The sequence below is a fragment of the Pseudomonas sp. Pme6b genome, from assembly GCF_058129925.1.
On record NZ_CM176704.1, the window covers coordinates 148,760 to 170,630 of the forward strand.

At 59.8% G+C, this 21,871-nt stretch carries 20 protein-coding genes and 1 pseudogene; 6 read left to right on the forward strand and 15 right to left on the reverse strand.

What is annotated here, in order from left to right; translation table 11 throughout:
- The first annotated feature begins 281 nt into the window (after positions 1 to 281).
- Positions 282 to 740 (forward strand): REP-associated tyrosine transposase, encoded by a 459-nt coding sequence (locus AC4ANE_RS00680; RefSeq protein WP_002555946.1) that lies wholly within the window; start codon positions 282 to 284, stop codon positions 738 to 740.
- A gap of 37 nt (positions 741 to 777) precedes the next feature.
- On the opposite strand, the gene AC4ANE_RS00685 is transcribed toward AC4ANE_RS00680, so the two are convergent.
- The 3 genes from AC4ANE_RS00685 to gabT all read right to left on the reverse strand — a co-directional run bounded on the left by AC4ANE_RS00685 (position 778) and on the right by gabT (position 3,356).
- Positions 778 to 1,266: an Lrp/AsnC family transcriptional regulator gene (locus tag AC4ANE_RS00685; protein WP_002555947.1), complete on the reverse strand. Its 489-nt coding sequence runs from the start codon at positions 1,264 to 1,266 to the stop codon at positions 778 to 780.
- A gap of 47 nt (positions 1,267 to 1,313) precedes the next feature.
- Complete coding sequence (locus AC4ANE_RS00690) at positions 1,314 to 1,970, reverse strand: HAD family hydrolase (RefSeq protein WP_032074465.1); 657 nt, start codon at positions 1,968 to 1,970, stop codon at positions 1,314 to 1,316.
- 81 nt (positions 1,971 to 2,051) lie between these two features.
- Entirely contained in the window at positions 2,052 to 3,356 is a 1,305-nt protein-coding gene (gabT, locus tag AC4ANE_RS00695) for a 4-aminobutyrate--2-oxoglutarate transaminase (protein WP_002555949.1), read from the reverse strand.
- A gap of 284 nt (positions 3,357 to 3,640) precedes the next feature.
- On the opposite strand from gabT, the gene AC4ANE_RS00700 reads away from it, so the two are divergent.
- The gene (locus tag AC4ANE_RS00700; RefSeq protein ID WP_002555950.1) at positions 3,641 to 4,570 is read left to right on the forward strand and encodes a 2-hydroxyacid dehydrogenase; all 930 of its coding nucleotides are present in this window, start codon (positions 3,641 to 3,643) and stop codon (positions 4,568 to 4,570) included.
- A 51-nt stretch (positions 4,571 to 4,621) separates the two neighbouring features.
- On the opposite strand, the gene AC4ANE_RS00705 is transcribed toward AC4ANE_RS00700, so the two are convergent.
- The 12 genes from AC4ANE_RS00705 to AC4ANE_RS00760 all read right to left on the reverse strand — a co-directional run bounded on the left by AC4ANE_RS00705 (position 4,622) and on the right by AC4ANE_RS00760 (position 18,242).
- Positions 4,622 to 6,079, reverse strand: a complete 1,458-nt coding sequence (locus AC4ANE_RS00705; RefSeq protein WP_002555951.1) for an NAD-dependent succinate-semialdehyde dehydrogenase — start codon at positions 6,077 to 6,079, stop codon at positions 4,622 to 4,624.
- Between the two features lie 114 nt (positions 6,080 to 6,193).
- Positions 6,194 to 7,351: an acetylornithine deacetylase gene (gene argE, locus AC4ANE_RS00710; protein WP_002555952.1), complete on the reverse strand. Its 1,158-nt coding sequence runs from the start codon at positions 7,349 to 7,351 to the stop codon at positions 6,194 to 6,196.
- The gene (locus tag AC4ANE_RS00715; RefSeq protein ID WP_002555953.1) at positions 7,348 to 8,502 is read right to left on the reverse strand and encodes an NAD(P)/FAD-dependent oxidoreductase; all 1,155 of its coding nucleotides are present in this window, start codon (positions 8,500 to 8,502) and stop codon (positions 7,348 to 7,350) included. Before AC4ANE_RS00715 ends, argE begins: the two co-directional genes overlap by 4 nt.
- Positions 8,499 to 9,908: an FAD/NAD(P)-dependent oxidoreductase gene (locus tag AC4ANE_RS00720; RefSeq protein ID WP_002555954.1), complete on the reverse strand. Its 1,410-nt coding sequence runs from the start codon at positions 9,906 to 9,908 to the stop codon at positions 8,499 to 8,501. Before AC4ANE_RS00720 ends, AC4ANE_RS00715 begins: the two co-directional genes overlap by 4 nt.
- Entirely contained in the window at positions 9,887 to 10,198 is a 312-nt protein-coding gene (locus tag AC4ANE_RS00725; RefSeq protein ID WP_002555955.1) for a (2Fe-2S)-binding protein, read from the reverse strand. Before AC4ANE_RS00725 ends, AC4ANE_RS00720 begins: the two co-directional genes overlap by 22 nt.
- Complete coding sequence (locus tag AC4ANE_RS00730; protein WP_002555956.1) at positions 10,195 to 12,036, reverse strand: ABC transporter ATP-binding protein; 1,842 nt, start codon at positions 12,034 to 12,036, stop codon at positions 10,195 to 10,197. The genes AC4ANE_RS00725 and AC4ANE_RS00730 overlap by 4 nt, the downstream gene beginning before the upstream one ends.
- A 2-nt stretch (positions 12,037 to 12,038) precedes the next feature.
- Positions 12,039 to 12,917, reverse strand: coding sequence for an ABC transporter permease (locus AC4ANE_RS00735; RefSeq protein ID WP_002555957.1), 879 nt, complete (start codon positions 12,915 to 12,917; stop codon positions 12,039 to 12,041).
- On the reverse strand, positions 12,914 to 13,870 hold the full coding sequence (locus tag AC4ANE_RS00740; RefSeq protein WP_002555958.1) for an ABC transporter permease: 957 nt from the start codon (positions 13,868 to 13,870) through the stop codon (positions 12,914 to 12,916). The genes AC4ANE_RS00735 and AC4ANE_RS00740 overlap by 4 nt, the downstream gene beginning before the upstream one ends.
- 31 nt (positions 13,871 to 13,901) lie before the next feature.
- A complete protein-coding gene (locus AC4ANE_RS00745; protein WP_002555959.1) occupies positions 13,902 to 15,539 on the reverse strand; it encodes an ABC transporter substrate-binding protein in 1,638 nt (545 codons plus the stop codon).
- A gap of 90 nt (positions 15,540 to 15,629) precedes the next feature.
- A complete protein-coding gene (locus tag AC4ANE_RS00750) occupies positions 15,630 to 16,904 on the reverse strand; it encodes an NAD(P)/FAD-dependent oxidoreductase (protein WP_002555960.1) in 1,275 nt (424 codons plus the stop codon).
- Between the two features lie 66 nt (positions 16,905 to 16,970).
- A complete protein-coding gene (locus tag AC4ANE_RS00755; protein ID WP_002555961.1) occupies positions 16,971 to 17,639 on the reverse strand; it encodes a haloacid dehalogenase type II in 669 nt (222 codons plus the stop codon).
- 171 nt (positions 17,640 to 17,810) lie between these two features.
- A complete protein-coding gene (locus AC4ANE_RS00760) occupies positions 17,811 to 18,242 on the reverse strand; it encodes a hypothetical protein (protein WP_162233998.1) in 432 nt (143 codons plus the stop codon).
- On the opposite strand from AC4ANE_RS00760, the gene AC4ANE_RS00765 reads away from it, so the two are divergent.
- The 4 genes and pseudogenes from AC4ANE_RS00765 to AC4ANE_RS00780 all read left to right on the forward strand — a co-directional run bounded on the left by AC4ANE_RS00765 (position 18,174) and on the right by AC4ANE_RS00780 (position 21,786).
- Positions 18,174 to 19,031, forward strand: coding sequence for a GNAT family N-acetyltransferase (locus AC4ANE_RS00765; RefSeq protein WP_002555962.1), 858 nt, complete (start codon positions 18,174 to 18,176; stop codon positions 19,029 to 19,031). The genes AC4ANE_RS00760 and AC4ANE_RS00765 overlap by 69 nt on opposite strands.
- A gap of 300 nt (positions 19,032 to 19,331) precedes the next feature.
- Positions 19,332 to 20,043 (forward strand): annotated as a pseudogene (locus AC4ANE_RS00770) (cupin domain-containing protein).
- A 448-nt stretch (positions 20,044 to 20,491) separates the two neighbouring features.
- A complete protein-coding gene (locus AC4ANE_RS00775; protein WP_031595713.1) occupies positions 20,492 to 20,950 on the forward strand; it encodes a hypothetical protein in 459 nt (152 codons plus the stop codon).
- Positions 20,951 to 21,078: 128 nt separating this feature from the next.
- On the forward strand, positions 21,079 to 21,786 hold the full coding sequence (locus AC4ANE_RS00780) for a hypothetical protein (RefSeq protein ID WP_031595715.1): 708 nt from the start codon (positions 21,079 to 21,081) through the stop codon (positions 21,784 to 21,786).
- The last annotated feature ends 85 nt before the right edge of the window (positions 21,787 to 21,871 follow it).

Genomic DNA, 21,871 nt, shown 5'->3' on the forward strand with positions numbered 1-21,871 from the left:
GTGATCCTGGTCCTGCACTCCTGTGACTCTGGGACCATGCACTCCTGGACTCCTGGACTCCTGGACTCCTGGACTCCTGGACTCCTGGACTCCTGCACTCCTGTAATCCTGTGACCATGCACCCATGCACCCATGCACTCCTGTGGGAGTGGACTTGTCCACGAAGGCTGATCATCAAACACCGAATGATTCATTGAAATTACATGCTGTAAAGCATTACTCAGCTGCTCCACGTGCCACACACTAAAGTTCACCGGTGAAGTGATTTTAGGAGCAAGGGAATGCACGTGTACTCTGCGTCAAAACGTTTACGTACAGGCCGATATTCCGCAATAGGCCAGATATATATGGTGACTTCAGTGACACGAGGACGCGAACCGGTATTCGCCGATGTTCGTCTCGGGCGCTTGCTGGTTCGAGAGCTGAGACGATGCGAAGAGCAGGAACTGGTCAAGTCGCTTGCCTGGGTCGTAATGCCTGACCACTTTCACTGGCTTTTTGAGCTCAAAAAGAATGATCTGCCCATGTTGATTCAACAACTTAAAGCACGCAGTTCAATAGCCATCGGAAAAATCAGAGCACATCCCGACACCTTATGGCAGTCCGGGTATCACGACCAGGCTGTGCGCAACGAACAGGACATGGTCGGTCTGGCTCGCTATATCGTCGCAAACCCGCTACGCGCAGGACTGGTCAAGAAGATAGGAGATTATCCACTGTGGGATGCGGTATGGGTTTGAACCACACATCCACGCAGTGAAATTTCTTTACGCCGTTTCAATGGCGCAACAGTTTGCGCAGTGGCACGCCGTCTTTCATGACCGGGGATTTGATGACGATGTAGCTGAAGTACTTGGAGATGCCAATGTTCTTGTCCAGCAGCTCTTCGATCACTTCCTGATAGTGCTGAATGCTGCGGGTCATGAAGCGCACCAGGTAGTCGTAGCCGCCGCTGATCAGGTGGCACTCCAGGACTTCGTCAACGTGGCGGATGTTGGCTTCGAATTTGGCGAAGTCTTCACGCTTGTGGTCGCTGAGGGAGATTTCCGTGAATACGGTTACCGATTCGGTGATTTTTGCCAGATTAAGGTGCGCCTTGTAACTGGAAATGTAACCTGCCGACTCAAGACGTTTGACGCGCTGCAGGCAAGGGCTCGCGGAAAGCCCGACGGCGTCGGCCAGGCTGACGTTGGTCATGCGCCCGTCTTTCTGGAGTTCTACCAGGATATTGATATCAATCCGATCCAGTTTGACCAAGCCTTCCATTACCTACCTCTTGTATTGCCATTCACGGTGCCTACCTTCTAGCAAAATCAGCGCCGTAAAGACAGCTGATGCTGAGCGACCAGATCGGCCATGCTGTTGATGCACAGGTCGGCAGTGCATGGCTGACAGTGTTGCTCACTGCTACGGCGGATCAGACACAGCCCACCGGTGCCTAACGCCGAGGCGGGCGGGCGAGACACAAGAAGCGTTTCACGTGGCTCCAGATCCATCCCGGCGAGCCAGTCCGGATTGTCCAGCGGGTGAGTGGTCAGGGACAGCAGGCTGTCAGGTTCAAGCCCCAGCCGTTCGCACAGGATGCCGCGATCCTGCAGGTCCCGGTCGGCGTACACCAGCAGCCGATAGAACTTGCGCAGGTAGAGCATCGCGCCGGGTGCATCCTCGAACAGCGTCCAGTTCGGCACGGAACGGGCGAAGGTCATACCTTCTTCCCAACTGGCCTTGATGCCAAGGCGCTCGGCCAGTTGCCGGTGCGCGAAGCACAGCAGGCCGCTGAATCCCAATTCGTCGAAGCGCGGATAGAGCGTGCGCACAACATCATTGAATTCGGTCAGGACCGAGTCTTTATCCGGTGTGTTCAGACCGTTTTCCAGCAACGGCTGCAACGCCACCCAGACACCCGAATCACGGTCCACCAGAACCTCATCACAATCGATCAGCAGTGCGCGGTAATCAATAAGCCCCATGGCAGGCAACGTCTCCATTCAACAATGATCCCCAGCGCTGGTGGTCGCAGCGTCTCGCGACAACCGCGACCACGTCTACGCTCAGCTGGACTTCAATACTCGTGCCAAGGCGGCATCGAGAATGGTCAGTGCTTCATCGATCTGCTGCTCTGTGGTGACCAGCGGTGCGAGGAAACGCAATACGTTGCGGTACACACCACACTTGATCACCAGCAGACCGCCGATGCGTGCCTGATCAATGACCTTCTGGTTGAGATCAGCGTCCGGGCTGCGTGCAGCATCGTTCTTGACCAGTTCCATGGCGAGCATGAAACCCGTACCGCGCACATCGCCAATGCAGTTGTAACGGTCTTTGAGCTTGAGCAGACCGGCACGCAAGTGTTCGCCCAGCTGTTCGCCACGCGCGAGCAGATTGTCCTGCTCGTACGTATCGATCACTGCCAGTGCCGCGGCGCAGGACAGCGCATTACCGCCGTAAGTGCCCCCCAGACCGCCCGGAAGCGGTGCATCCATGATCTCGGCACGACCGACCACGCCTGACAGCGGCATGCCGCCCGCGAGGCTCTTGGCAACCGTCACCAGATCAGGCTGGATACCCGAATGCTCGAAACCGAACCATTTGCCGGTACGCCCGAAACCGGACTGGATTTCATCGACAATCAGCACGATGCCATGTTGCTCGGTCAGCGCACGCAAGGCCTTCATAAACTCCACCGGCGCAGTCAGGAAGCCGCCATCGCCCTGCATCGGCTCGATCAGAATCGCCGCCACACGCTCCGGTGCGACCTGGGTGGCCAACAGCTCGTGCAACGCCGCCAGCGCTACTTCAGTGGTGACGCCGCGGAATTCGTTCGGGTACGGCGTGTGGAACACTTCGGGGGCCATCGGGCCGAAATTCTGTTTGTACGGCTGGCTCATGCCGGTCAGCGTGGTGCCAAGCAGTGTACGGCCATGAAAACCGCCGCGGAACGAGATAACTGCCGGGCGATTGGTGTGAGCGCGGGCGATTTTCACCGCGTTTTCGACCGCTTCGGCGCCAGAGGTGAAAAGCACGGCCTTGTGATCGATGCCGCTCTGGCCCGCGATGAGATGGCTCAGGCGTTTGGCCAGATCCAGATAGGGCTGATAGGACGCCACCTGGAAGCAGGCGTGGGTGACCTTGGTCAGTTGCGCCTGAATCGCCGCGACCACGTTGGGGTGGTTGTGGCCGATGTTCAACACGCCGATACCGCCGACGAAATCCAGATAGCGCTTGCCATCGACGTCCCACAGTTCAGAACCTTGCGCGCGGTCGATGACCAGCGGATGGGCCGTGACGATGCCTCGCGGCACGAACTGATCGCGCTGGCGGAGCAGATGAGGTGTTTCGTCGACTTTGCTGTTCATGGTTTTACCTGTCGTGGGCCTGGCAGCCGACGGGGTGGCTGCGATGCTGTTCAGGTTAAGCGTTCAGCGAAATGATCTACGCCGAACTTGCCCTCTCAGATGTCCAGATCGACTGTTTTTCGCCTCGCAAACGGCAGATTCCTTCATGCCTTGCGAGCACCACGCAATCTGCCGGGCAACGCTGCTTTTCAGTCATGCCGACGCTCTGCAAAAGGCTGTTTCGACAGATCCTGCTTTCGACTTGCGGCATGATGGGGCTCCACTTTCACACTCAGGAAATGCCCATGCCCGCCCTGCTCTACAAAGCCGATCCCGCACGCGCCGAACGCTGGCGTGTCCTGTTTGCCGAGCACGCGCCGGACATTGAATGGCGTGTGTGGCCGGATATCGGTGACCCGGCCGATATCCACTATTTGGGGGCCTGGCTGGCACCTGACGATCTGCAGGAGCTGCTGCCCAACCTGAAGGTGCTGTTCGCCTTGTCTGCGGGCGTCGATCAACTGGACCTGAGCCGTATTCCCGAGTCCTTGCCGGTGGTTCGTCTGCTGGACCCCGGCATCAGTCACGGGATGTGTCAGTACGCGTCTTTGGCGGTACTGAGCCTGCACCGGGAAATGCTGCGTTATCGGCAGCAGCAGGTCGAGGGCGTCTGGAAAGCTCATCCGCTGGTACCGGCGCACAAGCGTCGCGTGGGTGTGATGGGGCTGGGCTTGCAGGCGCAGCATATTCTGTCGACCCTAAAACCATTCGGTTTCGAGCTGTCGGGCTGGGCGCGTAGCGAGCATCAGGTAGAAGGCGTGACGTGTTATGCGGGTGAAGGACAGCTGAGTGCGTTTCTTGGTCAGTGCGACATTCTGCTGTGTGTGTTGCCGCTGACCGGGCAAACCGAAGGCATCCTCAATCGCCAGCTTTTCGAGCACCTGCCCCAGGGGGCAGCATTGATCAACATGGGCCGTGGCGGGCATCTGGTGGAAGCGGACCTGCTTGAAGCACTGGATAGCGGCCAGTTGAGCGCTGCGGTGCTGGATGTACTGCAACAGGAACCGGCACCGGCTGATCATCCGTTCTGGCAACACCCGAAGATCATGCTGACACCGCATGTCGCGGCCATGACCCAACCGGAAAGCGCCTTTCCTGGCCTGCTCGATAACATTCGCCGCTTTGAGCGTGGTGAAGCAATGCAGGGGCAGGTGGATCGCGGCCAGGGTTACTGATGCGTTGGATTATCGTTCCCCACGCTCCGCGTTGGTACGCCGTTCTGAACGCTACAACCCCCCCACATGAAACGCCTTCACTTCCAGGTATTCATCCAGGCCGTAGCTGGAGCCTTCGCGGCCCAGGCCGGATTGTTTGACGCCACCGAACGGGGCGACTTCCATGGAGATGATGCCGGTGTTGAGGCCGACCATGCCGAACTCCAGCGCCTCGCCGAAACGCCATGAGCGACGCAGGTCCTGGGTGAAGTAGTACGCGCCAAGGCCATAAGGCGTGGCGTTGGCCAGTGCCAGCGCTTCGGCTTCGTCGGTGAAGCGCATCAGTGGCGCAACAGGCCCGAAGGTTTCTTCGTTGGCCAGCAGCATGCCCGCATGGGTTTCGCCCAATACCGTTGGCTGGACGAATTGACTGGTGCCATCGGGACGGCCGCCATGCAGCAACTTCGCGCCCTGGCTCAGCGCATCATCAATGTGCCGGGTAACCTTGCTGACCGCCGCCGGGTTGATCAGCGGGCCAATGGTCACGCCCTCTTCCAGGCCGTTGCCGACCTTGAGTTTGCTCACTTCCTCTACCAGCCGTGCAGCAAAACGGTCGTAGATGCCGTCTTGCACCAGAATCCGGTTGGCGCACACGCAGGTCTGCCCGGCGTTGCGGAATTTGCTGAGCATGATGCCCGTCACCGCCTGTTCCAGGTCCGCGTCGTCAAACACGATGAAGGGCGCGTTGCCGCCCAGTTCAAGGCTCAGACGCTTGATGTGTTCGGCGCTCTGGCGCATCAGCAAACGGCCGACCGGGGTCGAGCCGGTAAAGGAAATCTTGCGCACCACCGGGTTGCCGGTGAGTTCTTCGCCAATGCCTGCGGGCATGCCGGTAATGACGTTGAACACACCGGCAGGGATACCCACACGCTCGGCCAATACCGCCAGCGCCAGCGCCGACAAAGGCGTGAGGTCCGAAGGTTTGACGATGATCGGGCACCCGGCAGCCAAGGCTGGCGCGCACTTGCGGGTGATCATGGCGTTGGGGAAATTCCACGGGGTGATTGCGGCGCACACACCCACCGGCTGCTTGAGGGTCATCAAACGACGGTCTGCGCTGGGCGCGGGGATGGTTTCGCCGTAGGAGCGGCGCGCCTCTTCAGCGAACCATTTGACGAAGCTCGCGCCATAGCGGATCTCGCCGCGAGATTCGTTCAGCGGCTTGCCCTGCTCAAGGGTCATGATCAGCGCCAGGTCTTCGACGTTGTCGAGCATCGCCTGATGCCAGCGCTCCAGCAGGGTCGCGCGCTCGGCAGCGGGACGTGCACGCCAGGCGGGCCAGGCACGATTCGCAGCTTCGATGGCGCGACGGGTTTCAGGGCCATTCAGGGCCGGAACCTGCGCGATCGTTTCGCCGGTCGCCGGGTCGCTGATGGTCAGCGTTGCACCATCGTCAGCGCTGATCCATTGCCCATCGACGTAGGCGCGGTCTACCAGCAGGCTGGGGTCTTTCAACTGATTCTTGAGCATGGTCGAGTCCTGTTTCGGGATACCTGCCAGTCTAGGCAGGCGCCGCAGTCCAGGATGCTGAAAGCAGGATAACGGCAGCGTCCGATGCTGAAATTTGCCCTCGGACGGCAGCCTCTACTGCTTCAACGAACCCAGCAGGCTTTGCAAAAAGCGCTCGCCCGCGTTCATCTGGCTCTCCTCGATAAACTCGTCCGGCTTGTGTGCCTGCTCGATGGAGCCTGGCCCGCACACCACCACCGGCACGTTGAGCCGCCCGGCGAACAGGCCGCCTTCAGTGCCATAGGAGACCTTGATGTGCTGTGTGCCCGGTTCGGCAAATGCATGCAGCATGCGCACTGCTTCAACGCTCGGATGAGTCTCCAGTGCCGGGTATTCGTTCATCACTTCGATTTCGATAGCGGCCACGCCCGACAATTGTTTCGCTTCGCGTACCAGCACTTCGGCGCGCTCGCGCAGTTGCTCCAGCAGCGCGTCGGGATTGTCGCCCGGCAGGTTGCGGTACTCGAATTCCATGGTGCAAAGGTTGGGCACAATGTTCAGCGCCTTGCCGCCATCGATACGGCCGATGTGCACGGTGCTGTAAGGGATGTCGTAACCCTCGTCACGCGCGCCTTGTTGCTCGATCCGTTTCTGGCTATTGCGCAGCTCGGCGATGAAATCGCTGGCCAGGTGAATCGCGTTGACCGCTCTTGGGGCCAGCGAGGAATGTGCCTCCTGGCCTCGACAGAAGGTGCGATAGGACGCCTTGCCCTTGTGACCGACAGCGAACTGCATCAGGGTCGGCTCGCCAACCACGCACAGGAACGGGCGCACCGGTGCCAGATGCAACACATCCAGCAGCCGTCTCACGCCGACACAGCCGATCTCTTCATCGTGGGACAGCGCCAGTTGCAGCGGACGGATCAGGGTCATGTCCGCGGCATCGAGCATCGCGTCGATGGCCAGGGCAATGAAACCCTTCATGTCGCAGGTGCCACGGCCGTAGATACGCCCGTCACGCAGGGTGGCCTGAAACGGCGGCATCGTCCACGCCTGACCGGCCGCAGGAACCACGTCGGTGTGGCCGGACAGCAGCACGCCGGGTACATCACGCGGGCCGGTGCTGGCGAACAGGTTGGCCTTCTTGCCGGTCTCGTCCTTGACGATCAACGACTCGATGCCCTTGCTGGCCAGCAGTTCACGGACGTATTCGATCAGTGCCATGTTCGGCTCCGACGACACGGTGTCGAAGGCGATCAGGCGTTTGAGAATTTCCAGGGCGCGGGGGCTCATGAGGCTTTACTCGCTTGTTCGGTAACGATTTCAAAACGGCGAATGTCGAACGGGCTGATCGAGGTGCTGGTCTTACCGGTGCTGATCAGTTCAGCCATCACGTCGCCCACGCCCGGACCGAGCTGGAAGCCGTGACCGCAGAAGGCAAATGCATAGAACAGGCCATCGACCTTACCGCTGCGGCCCATCACTGGCAGCGAGTCCGGCGTGTAGCCTTCAATGCCGCTCCACACGCGGATGATGTTCAGGTTGCCGACACCGGGCAACAGCCGACGCATCTGCTGCACCTGATTAATGATGCTGCGCGGCTCGACGTAGGCGCGGCGGTTGACCATGTCCGGCTTGCTGCGAAAACCACCGCCGATGACGATGTTGCCACGTGCGATCTGCCGAAAGTAGATCACTTCGTGAGGGATTTTGGTGAACACGCCGATGACGGTCGGCAGCGCATAAGGCACCGGTTCGGTCACAGCCATCTGCGGGCCATTGGTTTCCAGCGGTACGGGCTCGCCAAACTGCGCGGAGAGTTTTTGCCCCCAGGCACCTGCGGTGATCAATAATTGATCGGCAGTGAAAATGCGCCCGTCAGTGGTGGTGACTTCAAATTCGTTACCGACCTTTTCCACATGCGCCACTTCGGTACGCTCTTCGATGCGCGCCCCGGCACGAATCGCTGCGCGCGCAAAAGCCGGTGCAGCCAGACGTGGGTTGGCGTGGCCATCGTGCGGCGCGTAGGAGCCGCCCTTTACGTCCGGCCCGAGAAACCCGAAACGCTCGTGCAGTGCCTTGCCGCTATAGATTTTCAGGTCCAGCTCACGGGCCTCCGGGGCCGCTGCGTAAGCTTCCAGCTCAGCGATTTCATCCTCGCGATAGCAGACGCGCATGTGCCCGCTGGGCAGAAACTCCAGGTCTTCGCCGATCAGCTCAGGCAACCGCTGCCACAGTGCTCTGGAGCGGTTGGCCAGTTCCAGCTGACCGAGGTGCCGGCCTTGGCGCCGCACGTTGCCGAAGTTGACGCCGCTGGCGTACTGGCCGATCACGTCGCGCTCCAGCAGGGTCACCGACTTGCCGCGCTGACGCAGAAAGAACGCCGACGCCGAGCCCATGAAGCCGCCACCGACAATCAGCACATCCACTTTCGGTTGTTTCATGAGGCCACCTCGTCCACCAGCATCGACAGCGGTTTGACCGGTGCCTGCCCGCGCTGACGACCGACCTGCTCGACCGGCACACCGGCCTGGGCAGCGATTACTTCGGCACCGGCCTGCGAGCAATAACGTCCCTGGCAACGGCCCATGCCAACGCGACTGAAAGCCTTGGCGCGGTTGACTTCGCATGCGCCTTTTTCACGCACCACGCCGCGCAGTTCACCGGCGCTGATCATCTCGCAGCGGCAGACAATCGCTTCATCGGGCAACCCAGCTGCCTGGGCAGCAGGCCAGGGAAACGCTTCGGTCAGCCCGACACGGAAACGGTCCATGACCTGCAGATTCTTGCGCACCTCTTCGCGGCGCGAGTTATCCACAGGCCGGCCAAGATCGTCCAGCAACGCCATCGCCGCCAATCGCCCTGCCTGTTCGGCAGCATCGGCACCACGGATTTTTGCGCCGTCGCCCGCTGCATAAACGCCGTTCGCCGAGGTGCGACCGTCTTCGTCGACCGCCAGCACCCATTGCCCGGACGCGTCGTCGAAACGCAGTTGGCATCCGGCCAGGTCAGCCAGTTGAGTTTCCGGGCGCAGGTGATAACCCAGCGCCAATGCATCGCAATCGACGGTCAGCGAGTTACCGTTGGCGAGCTTCACGCGCACGCCGGTCACACCGTCCTGCTCGCTGCCGATAATTTCTTCGGGCTGCACGCCCAGGTGCACCGGCACTTTGGCGCTGTACAACTGGGCCAGCAGCTTCATGCCGTTGAACAGCAAGCCAGGGCGCGCGAGCAATTTGGGCATCGCGCCGATGCGCTTGCTGAATGGCGAGGTGTCGAGCACGGCGGCCACATCGGCACCGGCTTTGACGTACTGGCTGGCGACCAGGTAAAGCAACGGTCCGCTGCCCATGAACACCACGCGACTGCCGATGGACACCGACTGCGACTTGAGCGCGATCTGTGAGCCGCCCAGGCTGTAGGTGCCTGCCAGTTGCCAGCCCTTGATCGGCATCAGCCGGTCGGTGGCCCCGGCACACAGGATCAGTGCGTCGTATTCCACCACGGTATGCACGCCCTGGCTGGCACAGCACAGCTCGCCATGCGTGAGGTTCCAGGCCAGTGTGTCGGGGCGATAGTCGATTCGTGCGCGCAGGCGGTCAAAGCTTTCGTGCAGGTCACGCGCCTTGGCTGCTTCGGTGCCATACAACGCTGAATAATCGCGCTTGAAGCCTTCTGGCTGACGGCGATAGATCTGCCCGCCGTCGCGCCGGTTTTCGTCGATCAGAATCGGCTTGATGCCCGCCGCCAGCAAGGTTTCGGCGCAACGGGTGCCTGCCGGGCCAGCGCCAATGATGACGACTCTCGGGCTGGCAGGGTTCTGAACGTCTAACCGTGAAGAAGTGGCCATTTCGCCTCCGGTTGGGTGGTGACGATATCGAGTCCGTCGCGGACTTCGTTGGAGCAGGCGCGCAGGCGCTCGCCGTTGCGGGTCCAGACCCAGCAATCCTGACAGGCGCCCATCAGGCAAAAACCGGCACGACGTCCGGAGTCGAACTCGGACTGGCGCAGCGTGGCTTTGCGGGTCAGCAACGCCACCATCAAGGTGTCGCCTTGCAATGCTTCTATGGGCGCGCCATCGACCATCAGGCTCACAACCGGGCGATCACGTTCGCCCAGTCTCACAAAACGGCCACTCATGCGTAGGCTCCCACGGTCACAGGATTAAGGTTTTCTTGCACCGCCTGCAGCTCGTCGCTGTCGCGATGGCAGAGGATTTCGCTGCCGCCTGCGATCATGCGACGGCTCGGGGCAGTCTTGTTGCACAGGCCTTCGACACGGGCCGGGCAACGGTTGAGAAAGGTGCACAGCTCGGGGTTGTTGGCCGGGGCGCTGATGGGTGGCAGCTTGCCGCTGGTCACACCGCAGGTTTCCAGCCAGCCCTGACGCAGTTCTGGCACTGAGTGCACCAGCAGGTCGGTGTACGGATGGAATGGCACACGGCTGAACGCTTCGCGGCTGCCCTCTTCGACCTTGTGGCCGCTGTACATCACCACAATGTCGTCGCACAGCGCGCGGACGGTGGAAATGTCATGGCTGATGAACAGGTAGGAAACACCCAGCTTGCGGCGCAGTTCGCCGAGCAGTTCAAGGATGCACGCGCCCACCACGGTATCCAGCGCCGAGGTCACTTCATCACAGAGGATCAGGTCCGGCTTGGCCGCCAGCGCGCGGGCCAGGTTGACGCGTTGTTTCTGGCCACCCGACAGTTCGTTGGGGCGCCGCTCTGCCAGTTCACGGGGCAGGCGCACCAGGTCCATCAGTTCGTCGATGCGATCGCGCAGGGCTTTGCCCTTCAGGTCGAAATACATCTTCAGCGGGCGCGCCAGAATTGCGCTGATGCTGTGCATCGGGTTGAGCGCGGTGTCGGCGTTCTGGAACACCATCTGGATGCGCCGAAACTGCTCTTCGGTGCGTCCCGCGAGGGTACCGGACAATTCGGCACCGTCGAATGTCAGGCTGCCGTGCGCCGGGTCCAGAAGACCGGCGACCACACGGGCCAGGGTCGACTTGCCCGAACCGGACTCGCCGATCACGCCAATGGCCTGGCCACGGCGAATGGTCAGGTCGATGTCTTCCAGCACGCGAATCATCGGCATGCCTTGCAGGTTCTTTTTGCCGTAGCCAGCAGTCAGGCCCCTGATGGTCAGCAACGTGCTGTCCTTGACCACCTCGCTGGCCGGTTTCAGTACTTTGTCGGGCCGCGCCGCTGCCAGCAGGCTGCGGGTGTAGGCGTCTTCCGGGCCTTTGAGCAGCGCCGCAGTGCTGCTCTGCTCGATAATCCGCCCGCCATTGAGCACCACGATCTGATCAGCCATCTGCGCCACGACGGCAAGGTCGTGGGAGACATAGACCGCCGTCGCACCGCGCTCGCGCACCACCCGCTTGAAGGCGCGCAGCACGTCGATCTGCGTGGTGACGTCCAGCGCCGTGGTCGGCTCGTCGAGGATCACCAGCAACGGGTCGCTGATCAGCGCCATGGCCGCCATCACGCGCTGCAACTGACCGCCCGAAACCTGATGCGGGTAACGCTGGCCGATGCTTTCCGGGTTGGGCAAGGCCAGGTCGCGGAACAGTTCTACGGCCTTGGCTTGCAGCTCTGCACGACTGCCCAGACCATGAATCAGCGCGCCTTCGATAACCTGATCAATAAGTTTTTTGGCCGGGTTGAACGCCGCCGCGGCACTTTGCGCGATGTAGGAAACACGGTTGCCGCGCAGGCCCTGCAACTGGCTTTCGTGCAGGCTGAGCATGTCGTGCTCGCCCACCTGAACCACACCGCCGGCCAGTTTGCAGCCGCGTCGGGCATACCCCAACAGGGCCAGCGCAATAGTCGTCTTGCCCGAGCCGGACTCGCCGATCAACGCCAGCACTTCGCCTTTTTCCAGCGCGAAGCTGACGCCTTTGACGATTTCCAGCTCGCCCTGATCGCCATCGGCAACCACGCGCAGGTCTTGCACACGAATCAACTGGCTCATTTTCAATGCCCTCCCGAGCGGCGACCGCGCCGTGAGGCGAGTCGGTCGATGAACAGGTTGACACCGATGGTCAGCGTGCCGATGGCCAGCGCAGGGATCACGATGGCCGGCGCGCCTTGACTCAGTCCGCCGATGTTCTCGCGTACCAGCGAGCCAAGGTCGGCATCGGGCGGCTGCACACCAAGCCCCAGAAAGCTCATGCCGCTGAGCAGTAAGACGATGAAGCCAAAACGCAGCCCCAGGTCGGTCATGACCGGGTTGAGCATGTTCGGCAGAATTTCCCGGCAGGCAATGTAGATACGACCCTCACCCCGCGTGCGCGCCACTTGCACGTATTCCAGCGCCTCGATATTCACCGCCAGGCTGCGCGCGATACGAAACGCTCCCGGCGTGTAGCTCAATACCGCCGTACAGATCAGCAGCACCTCGGAGGAGCCGAACGCCGACACCATGATCAGCGCCAGCATTTTGCTGGGGATCGAGATGAACGCGTCCATCAGGCGGCTGATGATTTCGTCCAGCCATTTTGGCGCGACCACCGACAACAGCGCGCAAAGCGTGCCGATGCCGCTGGCCAGCACCGCCGAAATCAGCGCCAGGCCCACCGTGAAGCGCGCGCCGACCAGCACCCGGCTGAGCATGTCGCGTCCCAGGTAATCGGTGCCGAACGGATAAAGCGCGCTCATGTTTTCAAACATGTTGTCGGAAACCACTTCGCCAACAGCATGCGGCGCGAGCCAAGGGCCGAGCAGCGCAACCATCAGCCAGATGAAGCACACCGTTGCGCCCAGCAAGCCAAGCCATGAGGTGGGGCGGGACGCTTTTTTGCGTAGCACCGGTGCCGGCGCTTCAGGCGTCGATTTCGCAATGAATTGAGTCATTGGGTTCTCAGCCTCGGATTGGAAAGAATTGCACACAGGTCGGCCATCAGCACCAGACCCAGGTAAGCGGAGCAGAACAGCATGGTGCAGCCTTGAACCAACGCCATGTCACGGTTGGTTACAGCATCGACCATCAGGCTGGCGATGCCGGGGTAGTTGAAGATGGTCTCGACGATAACCACCCCGCCGAGCAGGTACGACAGGCTCAGTGCCACGGCGTTGACGATCGGCCCGATGGCATTGGGCAAGGCATGGCGCAAGACGATGCGCACCGGGCTGACGCCCTTGAGGCGCGCCATTTCCACATACGGGCTGTCCAGTTGGTCGATGACCGCAGCGCGGGTCATGCGCGCCATTTGCGCCACGATCACGCAGCACAGCGTCATCACCGGCAACGCGTAAGTGCGCATGAATTGCCACGGCGAGCTGACGTCACCGCCATACGACAACGCCGATAGCCAGCCCAGGTTGACGGCGAAAATCAGCACCGCCAGGGTTGCCACCAGAAATTCGGGCACCGCCACCAGTGTCAGCGTGATGAAACTCAGCGCACCATCAAGGCGGCTGCCGCGGTACATCGCTGCGCCAATGCCCAGTGCCAGCGCTAGCGGTACCGAGACCAGCGCGGTGGTTGCCGACAGCATCAGGGTTTTCGGAAAGCGCCCGGCAATCAGCTCGGACACCGGCATCGCGTTGGACACCGACTCACCGAAGTTGCCGCCGAGCAGGTTGGTCAACCAATGCAGATAACGCACCACACCTGGCTGATCCAGGCCCAGCTTTGTACGCAATGCGGCGACCTGTTCAGGCGTCGCGAATTGCCCAAGGGCCTGTTGTGCCGCGTCTCCAGGCAACACCGCCGTAATGGCGAAGACCACGATGGAAACGATCAACAACGTCACGATCGCCGCGCCGAAGCGCTGCACGATCAACCAGAGTGTGTTGCTATTCATCTGCATCCTCCTGCTCGGTTCAGCGTTGCATTTACACGTCCAGCCAAACCTGCTCGCTGAACATGTAGCCCATGAAGCCGCCCAGCGGGTTGCTGGAATAGCCCTGAACGCGCTTGTCCACGCCGTCGATGTTGCTGATGAACACGGGGATGCCGATGCCGCAGTTCTGGCTTACCAGGGTCTGCATGTCGCCGTACATTTTGGCGCGCTTGGCGTCGTCGGTTTCCCCGCGGGCCAGCAGCAGCAACTGGTCGAACTGATCGTTTTTCCAGCCGGATTCGTTCCACGGTGCCGAGGACTGGAAGAACTGCGAGAAGATCACGTCCGCGTTCGGTCGCGGGTTGATGTTGCCGAAGCTCAGCGGGTGTTTCATCCAGTGGTTGGACCAGTAACCATCGCTCGGCAGGCGGTTGACGTTGAGCGTCAGCCCGGCCTGTTTGGCCGACTGTTGCAGCAGCACGGCGATGTCCACCGAACCGGTCGCAGCAGGCGATGCCGCTACGGCCATGGTGATTTTTTCCATGCCGGCTTTCTTGAGCAGGAATTTGGCCTTTTCCGGGTCATAGGCGCGTTGCGGCAGGTCAGCGTTGAAGTAGCGCGAGCCGGGCGCAATCGGGTGGTCGTTACCGACGCGGGCATAGCCACGGAACACCGCCGATTTGACCTGTTCACGGTCCAACAGGTACTTCATGGCCTCGGTGAATTCCGGGCTCTTGCCGGGCATCTGGTCCTGGCGAATGATCAGGTCGGTGTAGTTGCCGGACGGCGCATCCACAACGCGGTGCTTGGCGCTGGCCGCGATGCGTGTGGTCGAACGCGGGTTGACCTCGTTGATCATGTGCACGTCGCCGGACAGCAGCGCGTTGACCCGCGACGGCTCGTCGGCAATGGCAATGAATTCGATCTCGTCCAGGTACGGCAGGCCTGGCTTCCAGTAGTTAGGGTTGCGCGCACTGACCGAGCGCACGCCAGGGTTGAATTCCTTGACGGTGAACGGGCCGGTACCGATGCCCTTGCTGAAATCAGTGGTGCCTTCGGGCACGATCAGCAGGTGCGAAACCGCGAGGATCGATGGCAATTCGGCGTTTGGCGAGCTGAGGGTGATCTGTACTTCCAGCGGGCCGGTGGCCTTGATCTCGGAAAACTGCGCCATCAGCGGCAGGACTTTCGAACCGGTGGCCGGGTCCTTGTGGCGCGACAGGGAGAACACCACGTCGCCAGCGGTCAATGCCTTGCCGTTGTGGAAGGTCACGCCCTGGCGCAGGGTGACGGTCCAGACCGTGGCGTTGTCGCTTTCGATCTTTTCGGCCAGCTCCATGTGCGGAACCAGATGGCTGTCGAAACGGGTCAGACCGTTGTAGAACATGAAATGGCGAACGTAGTCGGTAGACAGCGCGCCTTTGGCCGGATCAAGTGTGTCAGCGGTGGAGCTGGACATGCCCGCCACACGAATGCGCCCGCCTGGCTTGCCTTTGACAGGCGCATCGGCGTCATCGGCAAAAACCTTGCCCGCTGCACCGAACAGGCTGGTCGAGCCCGCCGCAACCACACCTGCAACACCCAGCATACGCAGCGCATCGCGCCGCGACAGACCACGATTGAGACCTTCGAAAACACGCAGGCTGTCTTGGCCTGTGATCAGCTGGGAGTCGGTTTTTTTGTCAGCCATATCAATTCTACCTGTCGAAAAGGGGAAATTCCGAGTTGCTCACGGTTGGCCGGAGCGTCCTTCAAGCACACACGACGGTTAAACAAAAACTCAGTGGCGACTGTCCTGATAGCGGTAATACGCGCCTACCAGCGGCAGAAACCACGGCTTGCCGAAGTGGCCGGGAATGGCTGGCCAGTTCAGGTCTTTCCAGGGATTGGCCAACGCCTTGCCTTCCATGACCTCAGCCATCACCCGCCCCATGTGCACCGACATCTGCACACCATGGCCGCTGTAGCCCATCGAGTAGAAGACGCCATTGTGTTCGCCTGCACGCGGCAGGCGGTCGGACGTCATGTCCACCAGTCCGCCCCAGCAGTAGTCGACCTTGACGTGCGCCAGTTGCGGAAACATCTGCACCATCGCCGCTTGCAGCACCTTGCCGCTCTTGGCATCGGAACTGCTATTGGACATGGCGAAGCGTGCCCGCCCGCCGAACAGCAGGCGGTTGTCCGGGGTAAGACGGAAATAGTTGCCGATCAAACGGCTGGTCACGTAAGCGCGCTGGTTGGGAAACAGCTGGTCAATCAGCGCCTGCGGCAACACTTCGGTAACGATGACGAAACTGCCGACCGGCACGATGCGTCGGCGATACCAGCCCAACCCGCCGTGCTGGCAGGCACCGGTCGCCAGTAACACCTGCCCGGCCTGAATAGAGCCTTTCGAGGTGTTGACCACGAAGCCGCCACGGTTGGCTTTCCAGTCCTTCACCGTGGCACCCTGATACACCTTTGCGCCGTGGCGCACAGCCGCATCGGCCAGGCCCAGGCCGAAACGGCCAACGTGCATCTGCACACCGTTGCGCTGCAAGAGGCCGCCGTGGAATTCGTTTGAATCGATTTCGCCGCGCACGTCCTCTGCGGACAGCAACTCTACGTCGGCATCCACCTCACGACGAATCAGCTCGCAGGTACGCGCCAGTCCTTCGTAATGTCCTGGCTTGGCCGCCAGCTTGAGCTTGCCGTTACGCTTGATGTCGCAGGCGATGTTTTCCTGCTCGACCACGGTGACGACGCTCTGCACCGCACTTTCATAAGCCTGGTAATACTCGCGCGCCTGATCGGCCCCCAGGGTCGCGCTCAATGACGCGTAGTCCTGAGCCACGCCGGTATTGCACTGTCCGCCGTTGCGGCCCGACGCTTCGCCGATCACCCGGCCAGCTTCCAGAACCACCACGCTGGCACCTTTCAAGGCCAATGCACGCGCCGCCGCAAGACCGGTGAAACCGCCACCGACCACCACAACGTCTGCCTGCCCCTCCACTGCGCCGTCCTGCGCGCCGGTAAAGTCTGGAGCCGTATCGAGCCAGTAAGACTCACTGCGCATTCTGTTCCCCTTGTCACTCATAGAAGAGCACCTTGAAAAATGCCGGTGTTGCGCGAGTTGTCCGGTTTAGAGGCCGACCAGCCCGGCCAGCCCGCCAATGTCCGGGATCTGGTGGTATTCGTAGAAACTGTTGGCTGGCTGTTCATGACCGCGAGCCACGAATGCCTTGTTCTTGATTTTCATGTCGTGTGCGGAAAACAGGTCGTAACGGAAGCTTGAAGACACATGCAAGATGTCTTCCGGGCCGCAACCCAGGTTGTCGAGCATGAACTCGAACGCAGCCAGACGTGGCTTGTAGACCTTGGCCTGGTCAGCGGTGAACACCTTGTGGAACGGCGCGCCGAGCTTTTCGACGTTGGACATGATCTGGCTGTCGCTGGCGTTGGAGAAAATCACCAACGGGATCTTGTCGGCGATTTTCGACAGACCGGCGGGCACATCGGCGTGTGGCCCCCAGGTCGGCACGGCGTCGTAATACAGCTGGCCTTCTTCGCGGTATTCAACGTTCCAGCGCTTGCAGGTGCGAGCCAGTGCAACCTTGAGAATTTCGTCGTACGGCATCCAGTCACCCATGACCTGATCCAGACGATACGCCGAAAAATCCTTGACGAATTGATCCATCTGTTCGGCCGGTACGCGGTCGGCGAAGAGCTCGCGCGTCATGGTGCCCATGTGGAAATTGGTCAACGTGCCGTAGCAGTCGAACGTAATGAATTTTGGTCGAAGAAAGCTCATTGTGTGCGGTCCTGAAAGTTCGTTGAGGTCATGGCATGACGAGCAATCCGGCCTCATTTCCAAGGGCGGTGATGCACGCTGCAGCACAACCTCATTACAACACCGTGAAATCAGCATATGGCGTTAAAAGTGATGGCTGCTTGATAGAAACCACCGTTTTGAGGTGCGCGCTCAGCAGACTTTGCGGGGCGCTCCAGCCTTGGGCAGCCCCCGGTTTTTGGCGCTTTTTTGACCCTTTTCAGGGCGCTCGGGCTCAAACACGCGGGTTTGCACCGCAGAAACTGCGCCGCGCCAGTGATCTGCGAGCAGCAAATTCCGGCGGCTATATAAAGAGCCTGAAACCGAAGAAAAACCACAAGCATTTGCTGCCGGGTGCCCACCCGATTTAAGCAGTAACTGTGGTCTGGAGAACGGCGGTTTGTGGAATCTGCCGAATGCTTGCAGGCCTCTTGTCAGCGCCCGCAGCAGATGGGATACAGCAAGCCTGCCGCAGCCTTTTATTTGCCGGTGCATCTTTCTGGACGGAGACACGTCATGCTCGCTCAGCAACGCCTCGACTTTGAATTTCGCCCCATGACCGCAGCCGATGTCGGTAACGCTCATGAGTTATCCATTGCCCTGAAGTGGCCGCATCGACTGGAAGACTGGGCCATGCTGCAACGGGTCGCCCAAGGCTTTGTTGCAGTACACAACGGTCGCTTGATCGGCAGTGCCTTCGCCTGCCATCAGGGCGAGTTTTCCACGATTGGTCTGGTGATTGTCAGCGACGACTATCAAGGCAAGGGCATTGGCCGCAGATTGATGGAGCTTGCTATCGGCTGCGTGCCGCCACGCACCGCCATCCTCAATGCAACACTTGCTGGCGCACCGCTGTACGAGAAAATGGGCTTCGTCAGTTTTGGTGAGGTTCAACAGCGTCAGGGGCAGGCACAACTGCCTGACACAACCGCATTGGAAGCACAGGAAAGCAGTCGTGCGCTGAGCGAGGCTGACCACGCTCGTGTGCTGGAACTGGCCAACGCCGGTTCGGGCATGGACCGTTCGGCAACGCTGGGCGATGTGCTGAATAACCTTGAGCACGCAGTCGGCATCGAACGCGATGGCCAGTTGCAGGCTTTTGCCCTGTTGCGTCCTTTCGGCCGTGGCCTGTGCATCGGCCCTGTCGTCGCCCAGACGGTGGAACAGGCCCGCCACATGATCAAGCAACTGCTGGCCAAAGTGCCCTACGCATTTGTACGCATCGACATCCCGACCGACTGCGGCCTGGCCGACTGGCTGGACGAAGCCGGCCTCAAGCGTGTCGACAGCGTGACCTGCATGAGCATGGGCGCAGTTCCGCAAGCCCGCCAGGGCGTGCGCCAGTTTGCGCTGATTACCCAGGCGATCGGCTGATCGCCCGGAAGAACATCATCGTGCCAATGCTCTGCGCTCAGCGTTACACAAAAGTGCGGATGAGCTCTAAAAGCGGGGCTGAAACCGCAGTGGCAGGCTGGGCAGAAACCTACAGTGGGAGCGAACTTGTTCGCGAAGACGGTAATTCAGGCGATATATTTTCGAAGAATGTACCGGCCCTTTCGCGAACGAGCGAAGCGTCGCCCGGTCCGCTCCCACAAGAGTTGGGTATAACGCCAAGCGCACCGCGTTGGAACGATCATCGATGAATCATAAATTCTCATCCAGGAGCCCAACCCAATGCCCCACCCCACAGTCCTGCTATTGGCCCGCGCTGACCTCAGCCCGGTAGATACCGAATTCACCACCGGCCCATTGATGCGCATGACCCGTTCGACAGTGGCCGCCGCACGGCATTTGTCGATGAACAGGGTATTGCGGCTGGCATCGTTGAATTGGGTACGGCACTCTCGATAGAGGCCTACCCCTACACCGAAATGCTGGTGATGCATCGCGGCAGCGTCACGCTGACCTCTGGCACCGGCAGCATCACCATCAGCACCGGCGAAAGTGCCGTGATCGGTCGTGGCACGCAAGTACGTATCGAAGCGCAACCGGACAGCCTCTGGGCGTTCTGCGGATCCACTCAGGCCAATGGCCCGACAAACCCGGTATTACCGCCCTGGACCGCCTCGCCATGCTCACACCGTCCTCGCCGCCAGCCCCGGCGATCATGATCAGCTCGCTGCCACAATGCCGCAGCAACAACCTGTTCGAAGACACCGCAAGCACTTTGCGCATCGGCGTCTGGGACTCCACACCCTACGAGCGTATCTCGCGCCCGCACAAAATCCATGAGCTGATGAACCTGATCGAAGGCAGCGTAGTGTTGAGCCTGGAAAACGGCCCGAGCCTGACTGTGAATACCGGCGATACCGTATTCGTCGCCCAGGGCGCGCCCTGCAAATGGACCAGCACGGGGTATGTGCGCAAGTTTTATGCAGTGACGTGAAGAAAGTTATTGCGCCCTTCAGCCTTGTAGGGCGCAACATACTTACACGCTTAGCTCTCGCCAGCGCAGTTAATCCAATGCAGCGCTAAAAGACAAGAATAAAAAATATCTTTTGCCAATGCGCCAAGAATCAGAAGTTTCCTACTTGCCTTTCGTGTCGCCTGTGTTAAAAAACAACAACGAATGTCAGCAAGTAAAATTTGCTCCTGATGGACACGGCAAGATAGCGATACGCTTCATGCATCGCTTTAACTCTTATTTATTATATTGACTGGAGGTACTTTATCTGACCGACGCATTCACTATGCGCACGCCCTGCCTATCCCTCCGTGACACTCTATAAGCTGAACGATCCATATGGGCACGAACGACCGTTGCCCCGTTTCGTCGCGCTTTTATCTTATTTAAAATGCTATGAAGTTACTCATTTACTCAAGGACTATTCCCTATGAAAAACGACAAGACCTTATTGGCCTCCCTTGCTTTTGCAACACTGTGCACCAGCGTTACGGCGCAAGCGGGACCAGCAGGACCAGCAGTTACTGTTACATTTAAAAACCTGGGCTCCGAGGTGGCGGAGTATAAACCCGTTACGCGTAATGAGATCTCTGCCCGGCTGAATGCTAAATCACCGATTAACTCTGCAGTCCCCCCGGGAGGTTCAGATACTTACTCGATGCAAAGCACTCTATCACCGGATACCAGCTACGCCAGTGTTCGCTACGTCATGGGTTCCAAGGTTTGCGTATTCTCGACCACCTTCATAAAGCTTCCCGGTGCAGGTGGGGCCAAGGTGCCGAAATGGAACAGGACTGCAAATTCTGAAGGCGGTGCTGTCTGCACGGCGACGTCTCGTGCTACCAATCTCTCCACCTACGCGTGGGCTGCTGAATTCACCATGAAATAAGCCCCGGAGCGTGCGTGTCGCATTTTGATACGCACGCTTTTCAGCGGAAAACTAAAGCGGTGTCTGGCTGGGCCGATACAAAGAGTGAATATAAAGCCACGGATTGGCCTCTGCCGCGAGGACGCAGCATGATTGATACAATATCCCTCAAACACCTCACCCATAAAACCGCACTAACAGCTGTCGAGAAAAGCACCTCCGCCACGCCTTTAAATTCCAGCCTTAAAGAACTTGTTTCTGGGCCTACCCCTGACGGCGCCATCTTCTCGACATTGTCCACTCAATTAAGTAGCAGCGCAGCACGAGCCCAAGCCCGCGACAGCAGTCTTGACTTCAAAAACCTGGGGGCCTTGGCAAAAAACATTAGTGATAAAGTTGCAGGCAACAGCTATTACGCCAATAGAAAACTGCACGACGCAGAGATTCCGGATACGGACGACCCTGCATTGCTCGAAAGAGCCATGCAAGCGACTTCGTTCAGCAACGGGGCAGGAAAAAACCCATTCGCGGGTTTATCTCAGGATCAACTGAGGTTGATTATTTATGACGAGGGTGGCGACTTCACAATAAACGAAAGAAATGCCGCGTACTCCGAAAACTACTCTCAAGAGCAAGTATGGAAAAGGGCCATATGCCAAAGGTATACCGACGAATACAACGAAACCGGCAAAAGCACTCAAACGCTGGTCATGCTTCTCGCCCACTACGACCAGCTGCCACCCATAGAAAAAGCACAATACCCCGCCAATTACGCCGCGCTCATCACATCGGACGACAGCTCGGCCATGGACATTTTCAACGCGCGGAAAAGCCAGTCAGATATTCAGGAGGCTTGATTGCAAGACATGAAGAATCGCCGTAACGCTTCCGAAAACTTGAGTGTCGACGAGGAAGACACAATTGCGCGTGCTCAGCGCCGCA

Excerpts from the sequence above, each read along its gene's own strand:
- AC4ANE_RS00680 (WP_002555946.1), top strand. The coding sequence starts at position 282 with ATGCACGTGTACTCTGCGTCAAAACGTTTACGTACAGGCCGATATTCC.
- AC4ANE_RS00685 (WP_002555947.1), bottom strand. The coding sequence starts at position 1,266 with ATGGAAGGCTTGGTCAAACTGGATCGGATTGATATCAATATCCTGGTA.
- AC4ANE_RS00690 (WP_032074465.1), bottom strand. The coding sequence starts at position 1,970 with ATGGGGCTTATTGATTACCGCGCACTGCTGATCGATTGTGATGAGGTT.
- gabT (WP_002555949.1), bottom strand. The coding sequence starts at position 3,356 with ATGAACAGCAAAGTCGACGAAACACCTCATCTGCTCCGCCAGCGCGAT.
- AC4ANE_RS00700 (WP_002555950.1), top strand. The coding sequence starts at position 3,641 with ATGCCCGCCCTGCTCTACAAAGCCGATCCCGCACGCGCCGAACGCTGG.
- AC4ANE_RS00705 (WP_002555951.1), bottom strand. The coding sequence starts at position 6,079 with ATGCTCAAGAATCAGTTGAAAGACCCCAGCCTGCTGGTAGACCGCGCC.
- argE (WP_002555952.1), bottom strand. The coding sequence starts at position 7,351 with ATGAGCCCCCGCGCCCTGGAAATTCTCAAACGCCTGATCGCCTTCGAC.
- AC4ANE_RS00715 (WP_002555953.1), bottom strand. The coding sequence starts at position 8,502 with ATGAAACAACCGAAAGTGGATGTGCTGATTGTCGGTGGCGGCTTCATG.
- AC4ANE_RS00720 (WP_002555954.1), bottom strand. The coding sequence starts at position 9,908 with ATGGCCACTTCTTCACGGTTAGACGTTCAGAACCCTGCCAGCCCGAGA.
- AC4ANE_RS00725 (WP_002555955.1), bottom strand. The coding sequence starts at position 10,198 with ATGAGTGGCCGTTTTGTGAGACTGGGCGAACGTGATCGCCCGGTTGTG.
- AC4ANE_RS00730 (WP_002555956.1), bottom strand. The coding sequence starts at position 12,036 with ATGAGCCAGTTGATTCGTGTGCAAGACCTGCGCGTGGTTGCCGATGGC.
- AC4ANE_RS00735 (WP_002555957.1), bottom strand. The coding sequence starts at position 12,917 with ATGACTCAATTCATTGCGAAATCGACGCCTGAAGCGCCGGCACCGGTG.
- AC4ANE_RS00740 (WP_002555958.1), bottom strand. The coding sequence starts at position 13,870 with ATGAATAGCAACACACTCTGGTTGATCGTGCAGCGCTTCGGCGCGGCG.
- AC4ANE_RS00745 (WP_002555959.1), bottom strand. The coding sequence starts at position 15,539 with ATGGCTGACAAAAAAACCGACTCCCAGCTGATCACAGGCCAAGACAGC.
- AC4ANE_RS00750 (WP_002555960.1), bottom strand. The coding sequence starts at position 16,904 with ATGCGCAGTGAGTCTTACTGGCTCGATACGGCTCCAGACTTTACCGGC.
- AC4ANE_RS00755 (WP_002555961.1), bottom strand. The coding sequence starts at position 17,639 with ATGAGCTTTCTTCGACCAAAATTCATTACGTTCGACTGCTACGGCACG.
- AC4ANE_RS00765 (WP_002555962.1), top strand. The coding sequence starts at position 18,174 with ATGCTCGCTCAGCAACGCCTCGACTTTGAATTTCGCCCCATGACCGCA.
- AC4ANE_RS00760 (WP_162233998.1), bottom strand. The coding sequence starts at position 18,242 with ATGAGCGTTACCGACATCGGCTGCGGTCATGGGGCGAAATTCAAAGTC.
- AC4ANE_RS00775 (WP_031595713.1), top strand. The coding sequence starts at position 20,492 with ATGAAAAACGACAAGACCTTATTGGCCTCCCTTGCTTTTGCAACACTG.
- AC4ANE_RS00780 (WP_031595715.1), top strand. The coding sequence starts at position 21,079 with ATGATTGATACAATATCCCTCAAACACCTCACCCATAAAACCGCACTA.